The sequence below is a fragment of the Nocardiopsis tropica genome (assembly GCF_042660575.1).
Taxonomy (GTDB): Bacteria; Actinomycetota; Actinomycetes; order Streptosporangiales; family Streptosporangiaceae; genus Nocardiopsis; species Nocardiopsis tropica.
This window is the reverse complement of record NZ_JBHSUF010000008.1, coordinates 244,244-259,497: the sequence shown is the minus strand read 5'-3', so window position 1 is coordinate 259,497 and position 15,254 is coordinate 244,244. Positions and strand designations below refer to the sequence as shown.

Annotated in this window: 15 protein-coding genes, 3 tRNA genes and 1 pseudogene; 6 read left to right on the top strand and 13 right to left on the bottom strand. The window is 71.3% G+C overall.

All coding sequences use genetic code 11. The features are described from left to right. Positions 1–218: 218 nt before the first annotated feature. The 5 genes from ACFQBR_RS15235 to ACFQBR_RS15215 all read right to left on the bottom strand — a co-directional run bounded on the left by ACFQBR_RS15235 (position 219) and on the right by ACFQBR_RS15215 (position 3,256). Complete coding sequence (locus ACFQBR_RS15235) at positions 219–1,202, bottom strand: tyrosine-type recombinase/integrase (RefSeq protein WP_344176788.1); 984 nt, start codon at positions 1,200–1,202, stop codon at positions 219–221. Positions 1,203–1,281: 79 nt separating this feature from the next. Further along, positions 1,282–1,355: transfer RNA gene (locus ACFQBR_RS15230), tRNA-Phe, on the bottom strand. Between the two features lie 25 nt (positions 1,356–1,380). After that, a tRNA-Asp gene (locus ACFQBR_RS15225) sits at positions 1,381–1,455 on the bottom strand. A gap of 88 nt (positions 1,456–1,543) precedes the next feature. Further along, a tRNA-Glu gene (locus ACFQBR_RS15220) sits at positions 1,544–1,616 on the bottom strand. A gap of 107 nt (positions 1,617–1,723) precedes the next feature. Then, a complete protein-coding gene (locus ACFQBR_RS15215) occupies positions 1,724–3,256 on the bottom strand; it encodes a metallophosphoesterase family protein (RefSeq protein ID WP_344177044.1) in 1,533 nt (510 codons plus the stop codon). 107 nt (positions 3,257–3,363) lie between these two features. Between ACFQBR_RS15215 and ACFQBR_RS15210 the strand changes: the two genes are divergently transcribed. After that, positions 3,364–3,714, top strand: coding sequence for a metallopeptidase family protein (locus ACFQBR_RS15210; protein ID WP_267947004.1), 351 nt, complete (start codon positions 3,364–3,366; stop codon positions 3,712–3,714). 332 nt (positions 3,715–4,046) lie between these two features. After that, on the top strand, positions 4,047–5,372 hold the full coding sequence (locus tag ACFQBR_RS15205; protein WP_344176786.1) for an MFS transporter: 1,326 nt from the start codon (positions 4,047–4,049) through the stop codon (positions 5,370–5,372). 177 nt (positions 5,373–5,549) lie between these two features. Here ACFQBR_RS15205 and ACFQBR_RS15200 read toward each other — a convergent pair whose 3' ends face one another. The 5 genes from ACFQBR_RS15200 to ACFQBR_RS15180 all read right to left on the bottom strand — a co-directional run bounded on the left by ACFQBR_RS15200 (position 5,550) and on the right by ACFQBR_RS15180 (position 10,190). Further along, on the bottom strand, positions 5,550–5,810 hold the full coding sequence (locus tag ACFQBR_RS15200) for a PspC domain-containing protein (protein ID WP_267947006.1): 261 nt from the start codon (positions 5,808–5,810) through the stop codon (positions 5,550–5,552). Positions 5,811–6,064: 254 nt separating this feature from the next. Beyond that, positions 6,065–7,702: an MDR family MFS transporter gene (locus ACFQBR_RS15195; protein WP_344176784.1), complete on the bottom strand. Its 1,638-nt coding sequence runs from the start codon at positions 7,700–7,702 to the stop codon at positions 6,065–6,067. Between the two features lie 53 nt (positions 7,703–7,755). Further along, positions 7,756–8,370: a TetR/AcrR family transcriptional regulator gene (locus tag ACFQBR_RS15190; protein ID WP_344176783.1), complete on the bottom strand. Its 615-nt coding sequence runs from the start codon at positions 8,368–8,370 to the stop codon at positions 7,756–7,758. A gap of 145 nt (positions 8,371–8,515) precedes the next feature. Beyond that, a complete protein-coding gene (locus ACFQBR_RS15185) occupies positions 8,516–8,902 on the bottom strand; it encodes a PPOX class F420-dependent oxidoreductase (RefSeq protein WP_330161284.1) in 387 nt (128 codons plus the stop codon). Between the two features lie 217 nt (positions 8,903–9,119). After that, entirely contained in the window at positions 9,120–10,190 is a 1,071-nt protein-coding gene (locus ACFQBR_RS15180; RefSeq protein ID WP_344176782.1) for a sensor histidine kinase, read from the bottom strand. Positions 10,191–10,517: 327 nt separating this feature from the next. Here ACFQBR_RS15180 and ACFQBR_RS15175 point away from each other — a divergent pair, with 327 nt between their 5' ends. Beyond that, positions 10,518–11,276, top strand: coding sequence for a class I SAM-dependent methyltransferase (locus tag ACFQBR_RS15175; protein WP_344176780.1), 759 nt, complete (start codon positions 10,518–10,520; stop codon positions 11,274–11,276). Between the two features lie 67 nt (positions 11,277–11,343). On the opposite strand, the gene ACFQBR_RS15170 is transcribed toward ACFQBR_RS15175, so the two are convergent. Then, entirely contained in the window at positions 11,344–11,799 is a 456-nt protein-coding gene (locus tag ACFQBR_RS15170) for an NUDIX hydrolase (RefSeq protein ID WP_344176777.1), read from the bottom strand. A 30-nt stretch (positions 11,800–11,829) separates the two neighbouring features. Between ACFQBR_RS15170 and ACFQBR_RS15165 the strand changes: the two genes are divergently transcribed. Both ACFQBR_RS15165 and ACFQBR_RS15160 read left to right on the top strand, forming a co-directional pair. Further along, positions 11,830–12,609: a GntR family transcriptional regulator gene (locus tag ACFQBR_RS15165; protein WP_344176775.1), complete on the top strand. Its 780-nt coding sequence runs from the start codon at positions 11,830–11,832 to the stop codon at positions 12,607–12,609. Positions 12,610–12,883: 274 nt separating this feature from the next. Then, positions 12,884–13,141 (top strand): annotated as a pseudogene (locus tag ACFQBR_RS15160) (hypothetical protein); the annotation flags it as partial. 81 nt (positions 13,142–13,222) lie between these two features. Here the strand turns inward: ACFQBR_RS15160 and ACFQBR_RS15155 are convergent. Next, positions 13,223–13,780: a nuclear transport factor 2 family protein gene (locus ACFQBR_RS15155; RefSeq protein ID WP_344176773.1), complete on the bottom strand. Its 558-nt coding sequence runs from the start codon at positions 13,778–13,780 to the stop codon at positions 13,223–13,225. 60 nt (positions 13,781–13,840) lie between these two features. Continuing rightward, positions 13,841–14,176, bottom strand: a complete 336-nt coding sequence (locus ACFQBR_RS15150; protein WP_344176771.1) for a hypothetical protein — start codon at positions 14,174–14,176, stop codon at positions 13,841–13,843. Positions 14,177–14,343: 167 nt separating this feature from the next. Between ACFQBR_RS15150 and ACFQBR_RS15145 the strand changes: the two genes are divergently transcribed. Beyond that, the gene (locus tag ACFQBR_RS15145) at positions 14,344–15,141 is read left to right on the top strand and encodes a helix-turn-helix transcriptional regulator (RefSeq protein ID WP_344176769.1); all 798 of its coding nucleotides are present in this window, start codon (positions 14,344–14,346) and stop codon (positions 15,139–15,141) included. Positions 15,142–15,254 lie beyond the last annotated feature (113 nt).

Below are 15,254 nucleotides of genomic sequence, written 5' to 3'. Positions count from 1 at the left end.
CGGTCTGCCGCGTCCGCCGGTGGCGGCAGAGTAGAAACCGAACGTTAGAAGACAGCTCCTGAGGCACGCACGAACCTGCGGGGTGACCAAGCAGAAAGGCGCCCGGCGGAGAAGTCCCAGCCGAGCGCCTCGCCAAGCCGCTCAAAGTGAGCAACTGACCTAATGCGTTGCCGCGCCCCTCAGGTTCACCGGAAGGCCAGGGGACTTCATGTGTCGGGTCAGTTCCCCATGATGCGGTCGTAGGAACGGCGGGCGCGGGCGCCGGCCGCGGAGCGTCCGTACCGGCGGAGCATCTGGTCGGAGGACCAGCCGTTCAGCTCTTTCAGGTCGCCCTCCGCTCCTCCTTTGTCGAGCCAGCGGTGGGAGAAGTGGTGCCGGAACTTGTGCGGGTGCACCTCGACACCGGCCTCCGAACCTCGCCGGGCGACCATCTGGTAGACGCCGTTCGCGGTCATCGGGGGGCGGTTGCGGATGCCCAGCCACACCTGGGGGCGGCGGGACTCGCGGTGGCGGGCCCTCTCGCGCAGGTACCGGTCCAGGGCGCGGGCGGCGTCGTAGGAGAACCGGACGGTGCGCTGCTTGCCGCCCTTGCCGGTGACCAGGGCCTCGCGCGCCTTCAGGTCGATGTCGTCGAGGGTGAGACCCGCCAACTCGGACAGTCGGACTCCGGTGTCGCAGAAGAACATCATGATGGCGGTGTCGCGGCGCTGCTGGAAGGTGCGGCCCCGGCAGGCAACGATGAGCGCGGCCAGCTCGTCGTCGGTGAAGATGGGGACGACGGTCTCGTCGATCTTGGGCGGCTTCATGCCGACCATGGGGTTGGGCAGGTCCTCCTCGGCGGCGTACCACTTGAAGAACTGCTGCAGCGCGCGAAACTGGTTGTTGGCGTAGGAGTCGGAGTAGTGCTGCAGGAGCCAGACGATCCAGCGCTGGATGTCCATGCTCGTGACGTCGGCCCAGTCGTCCTTGCCGACCCCGAGGCCGGTGGCGGGCTTGGCCCGGCCCTTGCCCTTGGGGGTCTTGGCGGCGGGCGCGAGAATGTGGGTGGCGGCCATCCATGCTGCGGCTTCGCAGTACGTCCGGATGGTCTTCGGGGACTTCTTCTCGGCGTTCAGGTGGAGCTCGAAAGAGCCGATCTCGGGGGCCAGGGGCCCGGCATCGAGATCCTTGGGGGCGCGAGAGGCCCGTTGGGGAGATCCCATAGTTTTCCTCTGATCCAGCGGTGTAGCCAAAGCTACGCAGTGGTCCGCTTGGGCGCTACCGCTGGTCAGAGTGGATTTGTGGCTAGGGGCGGGGTCGAACCGCCGACCTTCCGCTTTTCAGGCGGACGCTCGTACCAACTGAGCTACCTAGCCGCACTCGCCGATCGCTCGGCGACGGCGGTCCTGACGGGATTTGAACCCGCGGCCTCCACCTTGACAGGGTGGCGAGCACTCCTAACTGCTCCACAGGACCTTGTTCTGTTGTCGCGCCCGGTACGTGCCCCGGCGCGTTGTCGCGGTTCTTATTCTGCCAGACGCCCGGCAGTGCTCGAACCGCGTCGTACCCCCAACGGGATTCGAACCCGCGCTACCGCCTTGAAAGGGCGGCGTCCTAGGCCGCTAGACGATGGGGGCCCGTGTGACAGGTCAAGCATAGGGGAGATTCCCACCAACACCAAAGCGATTCCCCCACCCGGGCCAGACGTCCGCCACCTGCGGGAACGCCGATCCTGGCCCGGGCGCTACGGTGTGCGGCCGTCCCCGTCGCCCTCCGTCGCCGGTACCTGCGGGGGGTCCCCGACCGGGCGGTCCGGTTCTCCCTCGATGTGCCGTTCGACCTGGGCCGACGTGAGGCCGATGCCGCCCAGGTCGATGTCGTCGCGCGCCTGGAGGCGCCCGCTCTCGGCGTCGAAGTACAGCACCGACGCCTGGTAGGGGGTCGGCCGGTCCGGACCGTGATCAAGGCCACGCAGCCCCGCGCCCCCGGTGGAGCCCTGGACGAGGAACCTCGTGCCGAGGTCGGTCAGCTCGGTGGATCTCAGGTGGTCGCCGCCGGTCAGCACGAGGGGCGCCACCCCGTCGAACGCCTCGGCCTGCGTGCGCGTGTGCATGAGGACCACGTCCACGTCCTCGCGGGAGCCGATGACCTCGCCGGCCTCCTCCTCGCCCTGCGCGGCCACCCCGGCGGCGTCGGGGTTGAGGCGGGTCGCGTCGGGGGAGAACCGGGGGTCCCCCGAGCCGTAGAAGGTGAGCCCGCCCACCTCCTCGACGGCGCCGTCGAGGACCACGCTGTTCGACTGGGCCTCCACCGCGCGCTGGGTGCCCATGGAGTCGTGCTGTCCGCGCACCCACACGTACGGCACGTCGAGCTTGCCGATCTCGTCGGCGAACACGTCCTCGGTGGCGCTGCCCCGGTCGGTGATGTCCCCGGAGTCGACCACCATGTCCACCCCGTACTGCTCCCGGAGGGTGCGGATGATGCTCCACGACGCGGGGTTGAGCTGGATGTCGGACACGTGCAGCACCCGGATCACCGTCTCGTCCTCCTCGTACACGGGGAGGGTCGAGGTGGCCTCGTAGAGCATCGCGACGTTGCCGACCAGGCCCGCGAGCTGCTCCTGGTACTGGCTGAAGCGGCCCACCACCTCCTCGGCGCTGCCGACCACCTGCGGGGCCCCCGCGATGAGGCCGGTGTAGCGGGGCTCGGCGATGGCGCTGGGGTTGAAGGTTCCGGCGGCGGCGGCGCCCGAGGCCACGAGGACGGCGAGGGACGCGGCAGCGCTGCCCGCGGCACGCCCGGCGCTCCTGAAGAGCAGGAGGCCCATCAGGGCCGCGCCCAGGGTCGCCGCGAGGGCCGCGCGGACCAGCAGCGCGACCACGCCGTCGCGCAGGTCCGATCCGATGCCCGCGGCCATCCGGTTGATGGCCTCCGGGTCGGCGAACATCTCCTGGGCCGCCGACAGCCGGATGTCGGAGATCGTCGCCTCCAGCTTCAGGGGCGCGCTGTGCGTGTCGAAGGCCAGCTGGCCCAGCGGGGCCACGTCGACGACGGTCTCGCCGCGCCACTGGGGGGTCAGACCCAGGGTGACGTCGGCAGGGCCGATGGGGGTGACCACCTGCCCGCCCAGCGCAAGGCCGAGCCACCCCCCGACGAGCCCGGCGGCGACGACGCACCCCCACCGCCACGCGCGTCCGGCGCGCACCCGGTCGAGGGCGGCGCGGAGCCGCGCGAGGGCCCCACGGAAGTCGTGACCGCGGATCGCTTCCCAAGACAACACACCACCATCATGCCGCTGACGGGGGTCGATCCCAATATTTCCTCCCTTTCCAGAGTGTTATGCCGCCCGGGGGCCGCTTCCCTCCCCCACCGGCAGGCAGCACAATGGCAGGCGTGGTGGAACTGACACGCAGGGCCTTCGAGGAGCTGGTCGCCGACGCCCTGGACGAGATCCCGACCGAGTTGTCCCGGCTGATGGACAACGTGGTGATCAGCGTGGAGGACGAGTCCCCCGACGGCCTGCTCGGCCTGTACGAGGGCATCCCGCTGACCGAGCGCGGCGACACCTACTTCGGCGTGCTCCCGGACCAGATCTTCATCTACCGTCGCAACATCTGCGCGATCTGCGAGACCCCCGAGCAGGTGGTGGAAGAAGTCCTGGTCACAGTGGTGCACGAGATCGCCCACCACTTCGGGATCGACGACGCCAGGCTGACCGAACTGGGGTGGGGCTGAGCGGGGCCGCCGGAATCCGAAACTCCGGCCGCTTTTTTCGGTACGGGGTCCCATTTTCGGTGCTCTGCGTACACATCCGGGAACGACTCGCCCGCGCCCGACACGCCGGGCCGCCACGGGGATCGCCTGTGTACATATTGTCACCAGCAAAAACGTTCCGTACACGACTTGGCCGGGAGATTGCTGAATCCACCCGTCGTTCATTACCCGCAGCAACGAATCAGACACGAATTTGCCCAAGTGGCTTGCGAGGAAGCCCGCCTTCCGGAACGGTTGGTTATTGAGACACGACACAGCGTGATTTCAACCCTGTAACAGTAAGGGAGTGCCGGGTGGCCAATCCGCGCCTCGACAACACACCTGACAACGGAGACCACGAGTCTTCGAGCGCCCCCGACAACGCGACCCCCGCCGGCCCGGGCAAGGACGACTGGCGGAGCAGCTACCGCGACGTCATGGCGATCGGCGAGTTCCGCGCCGTCTGGCTCGCCCACGCACTCTCGATGATCGGCAGCAACCTGCTGAACATCGCGACCAGCATCCTCGTCTTCCAGGTGACGGGCTCCGCGCTCGCCGCCGGCGTCACCCTGGCCCTCACCTTCCTGCCGCCGATCATCAGCCCCCTGATCGCGGGGCTCGCCGACCTCTTCCCGAGGCGCAGGGTGATGGTCATCTGCGACCTCGCCCGCGCCGCGGTCATCGTCCTCATCGGCATCCCCGGCATGCCGATCTGGGCGATCTGGCTCCTGCTGTTCTGCTCGGTGCTGCCGTCGATCCCCTTCGCGGCGGCACGCGCGGCCATGATGGCGGAGATCATCCAGGGCGAGCGCTACGTCGCGAGCACCGCGATCATCCAGCTGACCTCGCAGATCGGCATGCTCGCCGGGCTCGTCGCCGGCGGTGTGATCGTGGCGCACGTCGGGCCCAACATCACCGTGATGTCGACCGGGATCCTCTTCGTCCTGTCCGCGACGGTCGTGCTGATCGGCGTGAAGGCCCGCCCGGCGCCCCGGGGCGAGAAGGAGGAGCGGCCCGGGTTCGCGGCCATGACGCGCGACGGGGCCAAGCTCGTCTTCGGCGACCCGCGGCTGCGCACACTGGCGCTGCTCGCGTGGCTCGCCGGCCTCTACATGATCCCCTACGGGCTGGCCAACCCCATGGCCGCCGAGATCGGGGCGGGGGCCGCCGCCGCGGGGTTCATCATGGCGGGCTCGTCGATCGGCGCGTTCCTCGGCGGGTTCGTCCTCACCCGCCTGGTCCCGCCGCCGACCCGGATGCGCCTGCTCGGCCCCCTGGCCGTCCTCACGTCGGTACCGCTGCTGCTCTGGCTGTTCGACCCGCCGCTGTGGCTGATGGTGACCGCACTGGCCCTGTGCGGCGTCGCGGGGTCCTACCAGTTCGTGGCCAACGCGGCGTTCGTGCTGTGCGTGCCCAAGGAGGGCCGGGGACTGGCCTTCGGGCTGGTCGCGTCCGGGCTCCAGGCCGCGCAGGGCGTCGGCATCCTGATCGCCGGGTTCTTCGCCGAGTTCTTCGGCACCGGCGTCGTCATCGTCTCGGCCGGTGTGCTCGGGGTGGGCTTCGCCGTGCTCCTGGCGATCCCCTGGTCACGGCTCTCGGGGGAGACCATCGCGCGGATGGACGCCACCGAGCGGCCCTAGGGCGTCCTCCGGCGGGTGCCGCCCGTCTCTCTCGGCGGGGCGGGCGTCGGCCGGACGCGCCCTAGCGCTCGCCGCAGCTCTCCACGGAGGGTTCGCGGGCCTCCTCGGCCTCGCGTTCCTCCCGTGGGGTGCGGAGCTCACGTCGTTCCCAGCCCGGGTGTGCCCTGAGGGTCCACATCAGTTCTCGCTCGGCTTTCCTTGGAAGTTGCGGATGATCTGCTCCAGCATGGAGCGCTGCTCGTTCGCGGCCGGCATGACCAGCCAGGCCAGGATGTACACGAAGACACCGCTGAACCCGAAGAAGGTCAGTACCACGAGGACCAGCCGGACGAGGTTGGAGTCGACCTTGAGGAACTCGGCGATACCGCCGCAGACGCCGGCGAGGTAACGGTCGGTCCCGCTGCGCCGGAACCGCTTGCTCTGGTAGTTCTCGTTCATGTATCCACCATGCCCGCTCCCCACGACGATTCCCATCGGGGACAGCCCTGGCCCTCCCCTGACATCCCCCCGACCCCCTTGGAGGGGCGGCCGGGGGTGTCCGGACACCCCCGTGAAGGGTTCGACGGGACGGAGTCCCACGGCGTTCCTGAGGCGTGGGGCACATTCGGCCCGAACGGGGCCGGGCCGACCCGTACGGCGGCCCCCGAGTGCGGCGCGGCCGCCCCGGGGAGAGACCGGGCGTTCCCCGGAGGTCAGTCCCTGCCGGTGGGCAGCTCCTCGGCGGTTCCCTCCGCCCGGCCGGACGTGCCGGGATCCCCGGCGCCCGTGTCCCCGCCGTCCCCGGCCCCGGCGTCCGGCCGGGGCCCGACGGACTCCGCGGGGTCGTGACCGGGAAGGCTGGTGCCCAGGGGCTTCTCCGAGATGAACCAGGAGAGCACGAAGCCGGCCAGGGCCACGGGCACCGCGTAGAGGAAGATCGGCGGCAGCGCCCCCGCGAAGGCGTCGACGATGAACTCGCGCTGCGGCGCCGGAAGGCCCCGGAGCAGCTGGGGGGTCATGGAGCTGATCCCGGCCTCCCCGCCCGCGAACTCCACGCCGCCACCGGGCGCGCCCTCCATCCGCCGGTCGAGGCGGGACACGAAGACCGAGCCGAACACGGCGATGCCGAAGGACGCGCCGATCTGGCGGAAGTAGTTGTTCGCCGACGTCGCGGCCCCCAGGTCGCGGCGGGGGGCGGTGTTCTGGACGATCAGCACGAGGTTCTGCATCACCATGCCCACGCCCAACCCCAGGACCAGCATCGCCGTCCCGTTGAAGGCGTAGGGGGTGTCGGCGGTCATGCGGGACAGCAGGACCAGGCCCACCGTGATCAGGGCGGTGCCGATGACCGGCCAGTGCCTGTAGCGGCCTGTCCTGGAGATGAGTCGTCCGGTGGTGATGGTGCTCGTGAGCATCCCGGCCACCATCGGGAGCATGAGCAGGCCGGACTCGGTGGCCGACGCCCCGCCGACCATCTGGAGGAACGTGGGCATGTAGGCGACCGTCGAGAACATGGCGATGCCGACGGTGATCCCCACCAGTGCCGTCAGGACGAAGTCCCGGTCCCGGAAGAGGCGCAGCGGGATGACGGGGTCGGCCGCGCGCCGTTCCACGAGGACGAACAGCAGGCCCGCGACGAGGGCGCCCGCGCCCAGGCCGATGATCTGCGGGCTGAGCCAGGCGTAGGCGTGCCCGGCCCAGCTCGTCGCCAGCACCAGGCAGACGCTCGTGGCCGCGAGCAGTGCCGTGCCCGCGTAATCCAGGCGGGGCCGGGGGCCGGCCGGCCGGGGCAGGTGGACCACCGCCAGCGCCGTGACCAGCGCCACCGCCCCGAGCGGCAGGTTGATGTAGAAGATCCAGCGCCAGTCGAGCTGGTCGGTGAAGAACCCGCCGAGCAGCGGTCCCGCGATGGCGGAGACGCCGAACACCGCGCCCATGACCCCCATGTACTTGCCGCGCTCGCGGGGCGGGACCACGTCGGCGATGATCGCCTGGGCACTGATGATCAGCCCGCCCCCGCCGATGCCCTGCACGGCGCGGAAGACGATGAGCTGGGTCATGTCCTGGGCCAGGCCGGACAGGACGGACCCCAGCAGGAACACCGCGATCGCGAAGACGTACACGTGGCGGCGGCCGAAGACGTCCCCGGCCTTGCCGTAGACGGGCATGCCGACCGTGGCCGCGAGCATGTAGGCGGTGACGACCCAGGAGAGGTGTTCCAGGCCGTCGAGCTCTCCGACGATCGTGGGCAGGGCGGTGGCGACGATGGTCTGGTCGAGCGAGCCCAGCAGCATCGTCAGGATGATCGTCAGGAGGATCCAGCGCAGCCGGGTGGGTCCGGGGGTGGCCATAGAGGGTTCCGTTCGCCTTCGGGAGACCTGGGAGGGACGGCTCGCCCCGGAGCTCAGTCCTCGCGCGACGGGGGCGCGAAGGCCTCTCCGAGGTGGCGGAGCGCCTCGCGGATCTTGGCGCGGACGTCCGCGGGCTCCTCGCTCTCCGAGTAGTGGAGGCGCTTCATGGTGTGGCGCATCACCGCCATGCCGGCCGCCGCGAGGAGCTGCGGCCGGTCGTCGTCGGGGCCGGCGCCGGTGCGCTCGGCGATGGCCCCGGCCAGTTCCACCTCCACGTTGTGGAAGCGGGCGAGCAGCCCGCGCACGAGCTGCGGTTCGCGTTCGGTGAGCTTCTTGCGCAGGAGCATGTCCGCGCGCTGGGTGGCGAGGTCCTCGGTGCTGACCAGGAACGTGATCAGGACGGTGATGAGGTCCTCGACGAAGTCCCCCGTGGGACCGCCGTCGACGAACGCCTGCCGCACCTGCTCGTCGGGGGTCGCGGGGACGTCGCCGAGGAGGGCCTCCTCCTTGGTGGCGAAGTAGTTGAAGAAGGTGCGCGTCGAGACGTCGGCCTCCAGGGCGATCTCCTCGACCGTCACGTTCTCCAGCCCGCGTTCCAGGGTGAGGCGTATCCCCGCCTCCTGGAGTGCGCGGCGGGTCGCCTGCTTCTTCCGTTCCCGAAGTCCCATGGTGGTCCTCCCCGTACACGGCCAATCCTTGCGGACCGTGCAATATTCCTCAACGAGTGTGCTCCTGGGCGGCGCGGACGCCGCACGCGTCGGGGAGCGCGCGACCCCGCCGGAGCGGGGCCGCGCCCGTGTCCTGCCGACCGCCCTACCGGCCCACGAAGCGTTCGGGCCGGACGTAGACAATGACACGTTTCTCGGAGGGGTCGCCCCAGGGGTACGGGGTGCCCATGTACTTCTGGGACATCTCGTCGATGAAGGCCTTGTCCGTGTCCTCCTCGATCCGCTCCACCTCGCCGCGGACCTCCACGTACATGTAGGGGTCGTCGGGGTCGGTGGCCGACACCGCGATCCGCCCGTCGCGCCGGAGGTTGTGCAGCTTCTGCCGGGTGGTGGTCTGGCTGAACCTCAGGAACTCGCCGTCCCAGTCGATCCACACCGGGCTCGACTGGGGCTGCCCCTCGGGGCCGAGTGTGGCCACGTGCCCGAACGCGGGCTTGCGCAGAACCGCCTGCTGCTTCTCAGAGAACGCCATGCCGCTCCTTGGTCGTCGATGCTCGGCAGGTCTTCCGACTGTCCGAGTACACCAACAGTGCCCGTCCCGCGCGCGGCGACGCGCCCGGGACGGCGGGTCCGCGCCCCGCCGGAGGGCGTCACCGCCGGCCACGGCGACGTCGGCCAGAATGTCCGGGGCCGCGCCCGACCCGGATCGGACGACCGGCTCGCCGTCCTCCACGGCGACGCCGGTCCGCTCAGGCGTCGGCCGTCTCCAGAGGCACCGCGGCCAGGACACGGAACCCGCCGTCCGCGGTCGGTCCGGCGTCCAGCTCCCCGCCCAGCGCGTCCGCCCGGGCCCGCATGCCGACCACGCCGAGCCCGGTCCCCGCCCCCGCCGCGCCGGGCCGCGTACCGGGTCCGTTGACCACCTCCAGCAGCAGCCGCCCGGTGTCGCGGTCGGCGGCGACGGTGAGCCGGACCGGCGCCCCGGGCGCGTGCCTGCGGGCGTTGGCCAGGGATTCCTGCACGACGCGGTAGACCGCCGCCTGCACCGGCCCCGGCAACTCCTCCGGCCCCGCGTCGACGCGCGCCTCGGCCGTTCCCCCCGCCGCCCGGTGGCCGTCCAGCAGGGTGTCCAGCTCCCCGAGCCCGGGCAGCGGGCACAGCGGGACCGCGTCCGCCGGGTCACGCAGCATCCGCAGCATCTCCCGCAGTTCACCTCCGCTCCGGCGACCCGCCGCGGCCAGTCCGTCGACCTGGGCGCGCGCCCATGCGGGGAGTTCACCGCCGCGGGCGCGCAGGGTCTCCGCGTGCACCACCAGCAGGGTCAGAGAGTGCGCGGCCACGTCGTGCATCTCACGGGCGATCCGCGCCCGCTCCCGCAGCGCGGCCTGCTCCTCCCGCAGCCGCCTCGCGCGCGTCGCCTCCGCCGCCCGCTCCCCGGCGGCGGCCAGCAGCTCGCGACGGGTGCGCGCGGCGAAGCCCGTCGCCCACGCCAGCGGCATCAAGGCCAGCACGGAGAGGACGTCGAAGCCGCCGGCGCCGACCGCCAGCCGGTCCACCGACAGGCCGGCCAGGACCATCACGCTCCCGGCGCCCACCGCCAGCACCGTGCGCCTCCAACCGGCGCAGCGGCTGCCCAGGCCGTGGAGCAGCACCGCGAGCGGCAGGAGGACCAGCGGGGTCAGCTCGACGCCCTCGAGCGAACTCCCCACCAGCGCCGCCACCAGCGTGCCGAGGGCGGCGACGAAGGCGGTGGCCGGCAGCCGCCGCCCCGCCACCACAGAGGCCCGGCCACCGCCCCGCAAACGGCGAACCAGGCCCACGCCGCGTCCGTCGTGTCCGTGTACACCTGCGACACCAGCGGCGGCGCCAGCGCCAGCACCACGAGACCGGCGTCGGCGCCCCACGTCGGCCGGCGACCGAGTATGTGCTTCATCCCGCGACTGTAGAACGCGGCACGGCCGGATCCCGTGACCCCTCGCAAGGGCTTCCGTCCCGGTGTCGTCCCCGGGTACGGGCCACCGGGGGCGGGGACCGGGCCGCGCACCGGCGGCGGGCCCGGGGCGGCCCCGCCCGGAGACCGTGTCCGGTCCCGGCCGAACCGCGGACAGGACCTGTCCGACGGGTCGGGGGACCACTAGGCTCCGGCCATGGACCGAGGAACCGGCACCCCCGAGACCCCCGCCCTGCCCGGTGTTCCGGGCAGGGCGAACGACTACGACGGCTTCGCCGAGGCGTACGCGGCGGAGAACGAGAACAGCCTCCAGAACGCCTACTACGAGCGGCCCGCGATGGTGGCCCTCGCCGGAGACGTGGCCGGCCGACGGATCCTGGACGCCGGCTGCGGCGCGGGCCCCCTGTCGGCCGCCCTGCGCGACCGCGGCGCCGTCGTCACCGGCGTCGACGCCAGCGCCGGGATGCTGGCGCTGGCCAGGCGGCGACTCGGGGACGGCGTGGACCTGCGCGTGGCGGACCTGGGCGACCCCCTGCCGTTCGACGACGGCGCGTTCGACGACGTGGTCGCGTCGCTGGTGCTGCACTACCTGGAGGACTGGGGGCCGACGCTGGCCGAGATGCGGCGCGTGCTCAGGCCGGGCGGCCGGCTGATCGCCTCGGTGCAGCACCCGTTCGTGGACTACGCGATCCAGGACCCCCGGCCCGACTATTCCGCGACCACCAGCTATTCCGACGAGCTCTCGTTCAGCGGGCGGACCGTCACGCTGAAGTTCTGGCGCCGACCGCTGCACGCGATGACCGACGCCTTCACCGCCGCCGGCTTCCGCCTCTCCGTCATCAGCGAGCCGCAGCCCGACCCGGCCGCCCGTGAGCTGTTCCCCGACGACTTCCACGCCCTGTCCACGCAGATCGGCTTCCTGTTCTTCGTCGTCGAGGCGCCGCCGTCGCCCTGAGACCGGTCGGCGACCGCCCCCGGGTGAGTTCCCGCCCGGGGTGGCAACAGGCCCAGCTCTCGCAGAATCACCTGGTCGGGATCAGGCGGTGGCCGTCGTGGCTGCGGACGTGGGGGGTGTTCGGGTCCAGGGCGTCGAGGAGGCGGATCGCGTAGACCTCTCCCATGCGCTCGGCCACCTCGCCCGGGGTGAGCCAGACGACATCGGTCGACTCCGGGGACGGGCGCTCGGCGCCGCCGGAGGGCTTGCAGCGGAAGACGAGGGCGACGACTCCCCGGGCGGTGTTCTTGTAGACGCCGGTGAGCCGGTCCACCTCGACGTGGATGCCGGTCTCCTCCCAGACCTCCCGGCACACACCGTCCTCCGGGGTCTCGGCGAGTTCCAGGACCCCTCCGGGGAGTTCCCAGCGTCCGTTGTCGGCGCGGCGGATCACGAGGAACCGGCCGTTCTCGTCGAGGACGGCTCCGGCGACGGACACCGAGTGCAGCGGCGTTGACGGCCTGTCTCCGGTGCTGTTACTCATATACAGGAGCATAGGAGGCAGAGAAGGACCATGGCGAGCACTGTAGGAGCGCGGTCCGGTAAGCCCCGGTATCTCCAGATCGCGGACGACATCGAAGAGCAGATCGCGACCGGCCGACTGGCACCCTCCACCGAGATCCCGAGTGAAACGGCGCTGGTGGAACGCTACGGCGTCTCGTCGGGCACGGTTCGCAAGGCCATCGCCCAGTTGCGGACCGTCGGGTTGGTGGAGACCTTCCAGGGCAAGGGCTCGTTCGTGAAGTCGCGCCCGCCGGTCACCCGCAAGTCCTCCGACCGGTTCCGGCGCTCCCACCGCCGCGCCGGCAAGGCCGCCTACATCGCCGAGACCGAGCAGGCCGGGGTCGAGCCCACCGTGCAGGTGCTGTCCATCGGCCCGGTGTCCGTTCCCGCCGAGATCGCCGAGCGTTTGAGCGTGGACGAGGGGGAGAAGGTCCTGGCCCGTCGCAGGCTGTACTTCAGCGACGGCACGCCCACCGAGGAGGCCACGTCGTACCTGCCGTGGGATGTGGCTCGGGACATTCCCGAGTTGTTCGAGGAGAACCCCGGCGGTGGCGGGATCTACGCACGGCTCGAAGAGCACGGCCACGAGTTCGCCGAGTACACCGAGACGGTGCGGGCGCGACTGTCCACCAAGCAGGAGGCGAGCGCGCTGGGTCTGAGCCCGGGATCCCCGGTCTTCCACCTGACGCGCAACGCCGTGACCACCGCCGGCCGGGTGGTGGAGGTGTGCGACACGATCATGGCGGCGGACCAGTTCGTGCTCGACTACCGCATCCCGGCAGTGGACTGAGGGTTTCCGCGTTCTTCACCCACAGGGTTGACTCATGTACATGGGTGAGGCAACCTGATCACAGTACTCATATATATGAGTGTATGAGCCAGTCATATATATAGGTGATGGCTCTTCGTCCCCACGTCCCCCTGGAGCGTGTTCCGTGAACGCTGTTGCCGTCCCGCTGCCGGAACCGATCGTCACGGGCGAAGACGTCCCCAGGCCGGCGCCGGAGGGCGACAGAGGCGGTACGGCAACGCGTGCCCCACACGGGTCGAGTGAGTTCGGTCCGTTGCTGCCGCCGCCCCGAGCCGATGACCCGGTGGGGCACGGTTATACGGCCTTCCAGGTGGTGCGGTTGGCGGTGTGGGCGGCGCGGGAGTGCCGGTGGGTGGACGCCATGGATCCGGTGCACCGCGCGGAGACCGCGTGGGAGGCCATCACCAAACACCTCCAGCTCGCCCCCGAGCGGCCCCAGGAGACGGAGCTGATCGCCGTCGGATGGAAGGCGATGAAGACCCGGTCCCCGCCTTCCCTGCCGCCGGGAGGCCAGGCGTGTTCCGGGGCCGGGCCGCCCGCACCCCCGGGCCGGACCCGCGCGGACAGGGGCCGCCCGCCTGGGGCGGGAGGCTCACCGGCCCGAGCGGGCGGAGAGCCGCGGCGAGAGCATGCGGCCGACCGCGCGCAGCAGGGAGCGGAACTCGGCCCCGTTCGGGCGCACGCCCAGCCCGGCGTACATCAGCGCGTTCCCGTACTCGGCCATGAGGACGATCCGGCCGTCCTCGACATCGAACCGCGTCACATAGGTGTTGCGGTAGGGCTGTCCCGTGCGCGCCACGACCATGTCGCCGACGCCGTGGAAGAAGAGCTCGCTGCCGCCGGGCGAGACGACCCACCTGTGGTCGCGCCAGCGCAGCGGGGAGAACTTGTCGAACAAGGCGCCCGTGTACGCGAGAACCTCGCTCCTGCCCTTGACGTCGGCGACGCAGACGCCCCGCTTGCGGCCCGCGACGATGTCGGCGACACCCTGGGGGGTCGTGGCGCCCCCGGCGTGCATGAACAGCTGCCGTGCCTCGCCTGCCAGGGTCCGGGCCACGGCGTCGATGTCCTTGGCCTCGACGGCGCGGATGAACTCCTGGGCCACGGCGAGCCCGGTGTGGGTGGCGGGAGTCGTCTTCTGGTCGTCCATGAGGTTTCCGATCGTCGTGCGGGTGTGCGGGTGTGCGGGGGGTGTGCGCGGAGATCCGGTTCAGGCGTCCCAGGACAGCAGGGGCTCACCGAACGTCGTGGGGATTCCGAAGGAGGCGAAGCGGGGCGTCCACCACCGCGTGAACTCGGACTCGTAGGCCAGGAGCCGTTCGGAGAAGGCGGCCAGGTCGACGCCTTCGTCGAACTCGAGGTAGACGATGAACTCCGCGCCGCCGTCCTCCCTCGGCTGGAGCCACATCCGCTCCCGGTGGTAGCCGACCTCTCGGGCCCGGTTGTCCAGGCCGGGCAGGTAGTCCCTGTTCAGGTCGGCGAGAAGGTCTCGGAACTCCTGGACGCGACTCCGGGGGATCGTGAAGGTCCACGCTGTACTGGTCATGCCCTCTCCTCGGCCCCGGGAGGTCCGCCGCATGCGCGGGGCGTTCCTGGTGAACCCGGTTCGTTTTCGATGATCCGGGAGGACGGGCGGGGCAGGAAGGCCGAGCCGAGGGTGGTATCGGCAGGACCAGGCTCGCCCGCCGACACGGGGCGGGGACAATAGGGGGCATGCCGAGCAGCGATCGAACCGAGTTCGGGGCGTACCTGAGGCGCCGCAGGGCCGCGATGAGCCCCGCGGACCCGCGGGGCGGCGTGCGGACCTCCCGCCGGCGGGTTCCGGGGCTCCGCCGCCAGGAGGTCTCCGACCTGGCGGGGATCTCGGTGGAGTACTACACACGCCTGGAGCAGGGCAGGGCGCCCCGCCCCTCGCGCGAGATCCTCGCCTCGCTGGCACAGGCGTTCGGTCTCTCGGACGCCGAACGCGCCCACCTCTTCCGGCTGGGCGGTGAGCCCCCGCCCGAGCCGGCCTCCCCCGCCTCGGTCATCCGCCCCGGGCTGCTGCGCCTGCTGCGGGGCCTGGACGAGACGATGCCGGTCACCGTGCACGACGGGCGCCTGGACCTGCTGGCCCGCAACAAGGTCGCGCAGGAGCTGCTCGGGACCTCGTTCGGCGACGGCCCGTTCGAGCGCAACATCGCCTACCAGGCCTTCACGACCGACACCCTGGCTCGCCTGCTCGGAGACGAGGGCTCGGAGCGCTTCCTGCGGGCCGCGGCCGCCGAGTTCCGGATCGCTCTGAGCCGGTACCCCGACGACGCCTACCTGCGGTCCCTGCTCGCCGAGCTCACCGCGACCAGCCAGAGCTTCCGCGACCACTGGGAGGAGGGGGAGGTCGGCGCTTCCAGGTCGGCGGTCAAGCGGATGCGCCACCCGACCCAGGGGTGGGCCCGCTTCGACATCGAGGTGCTGCACGACCCCGAGCGGGACCACTGGATCATGCTCTACACGCCGCAGGAGGACGAGTAGCCCTGCGCACCGGACAGCAGGCCCGGCCACGGGACGGAGCAGGAGGGGGAACGGGCACGCGCGCGAGGCAGGCGCGGCGGGGACACAGGAGCGGGCTCCCCAGGCCCCAGGGA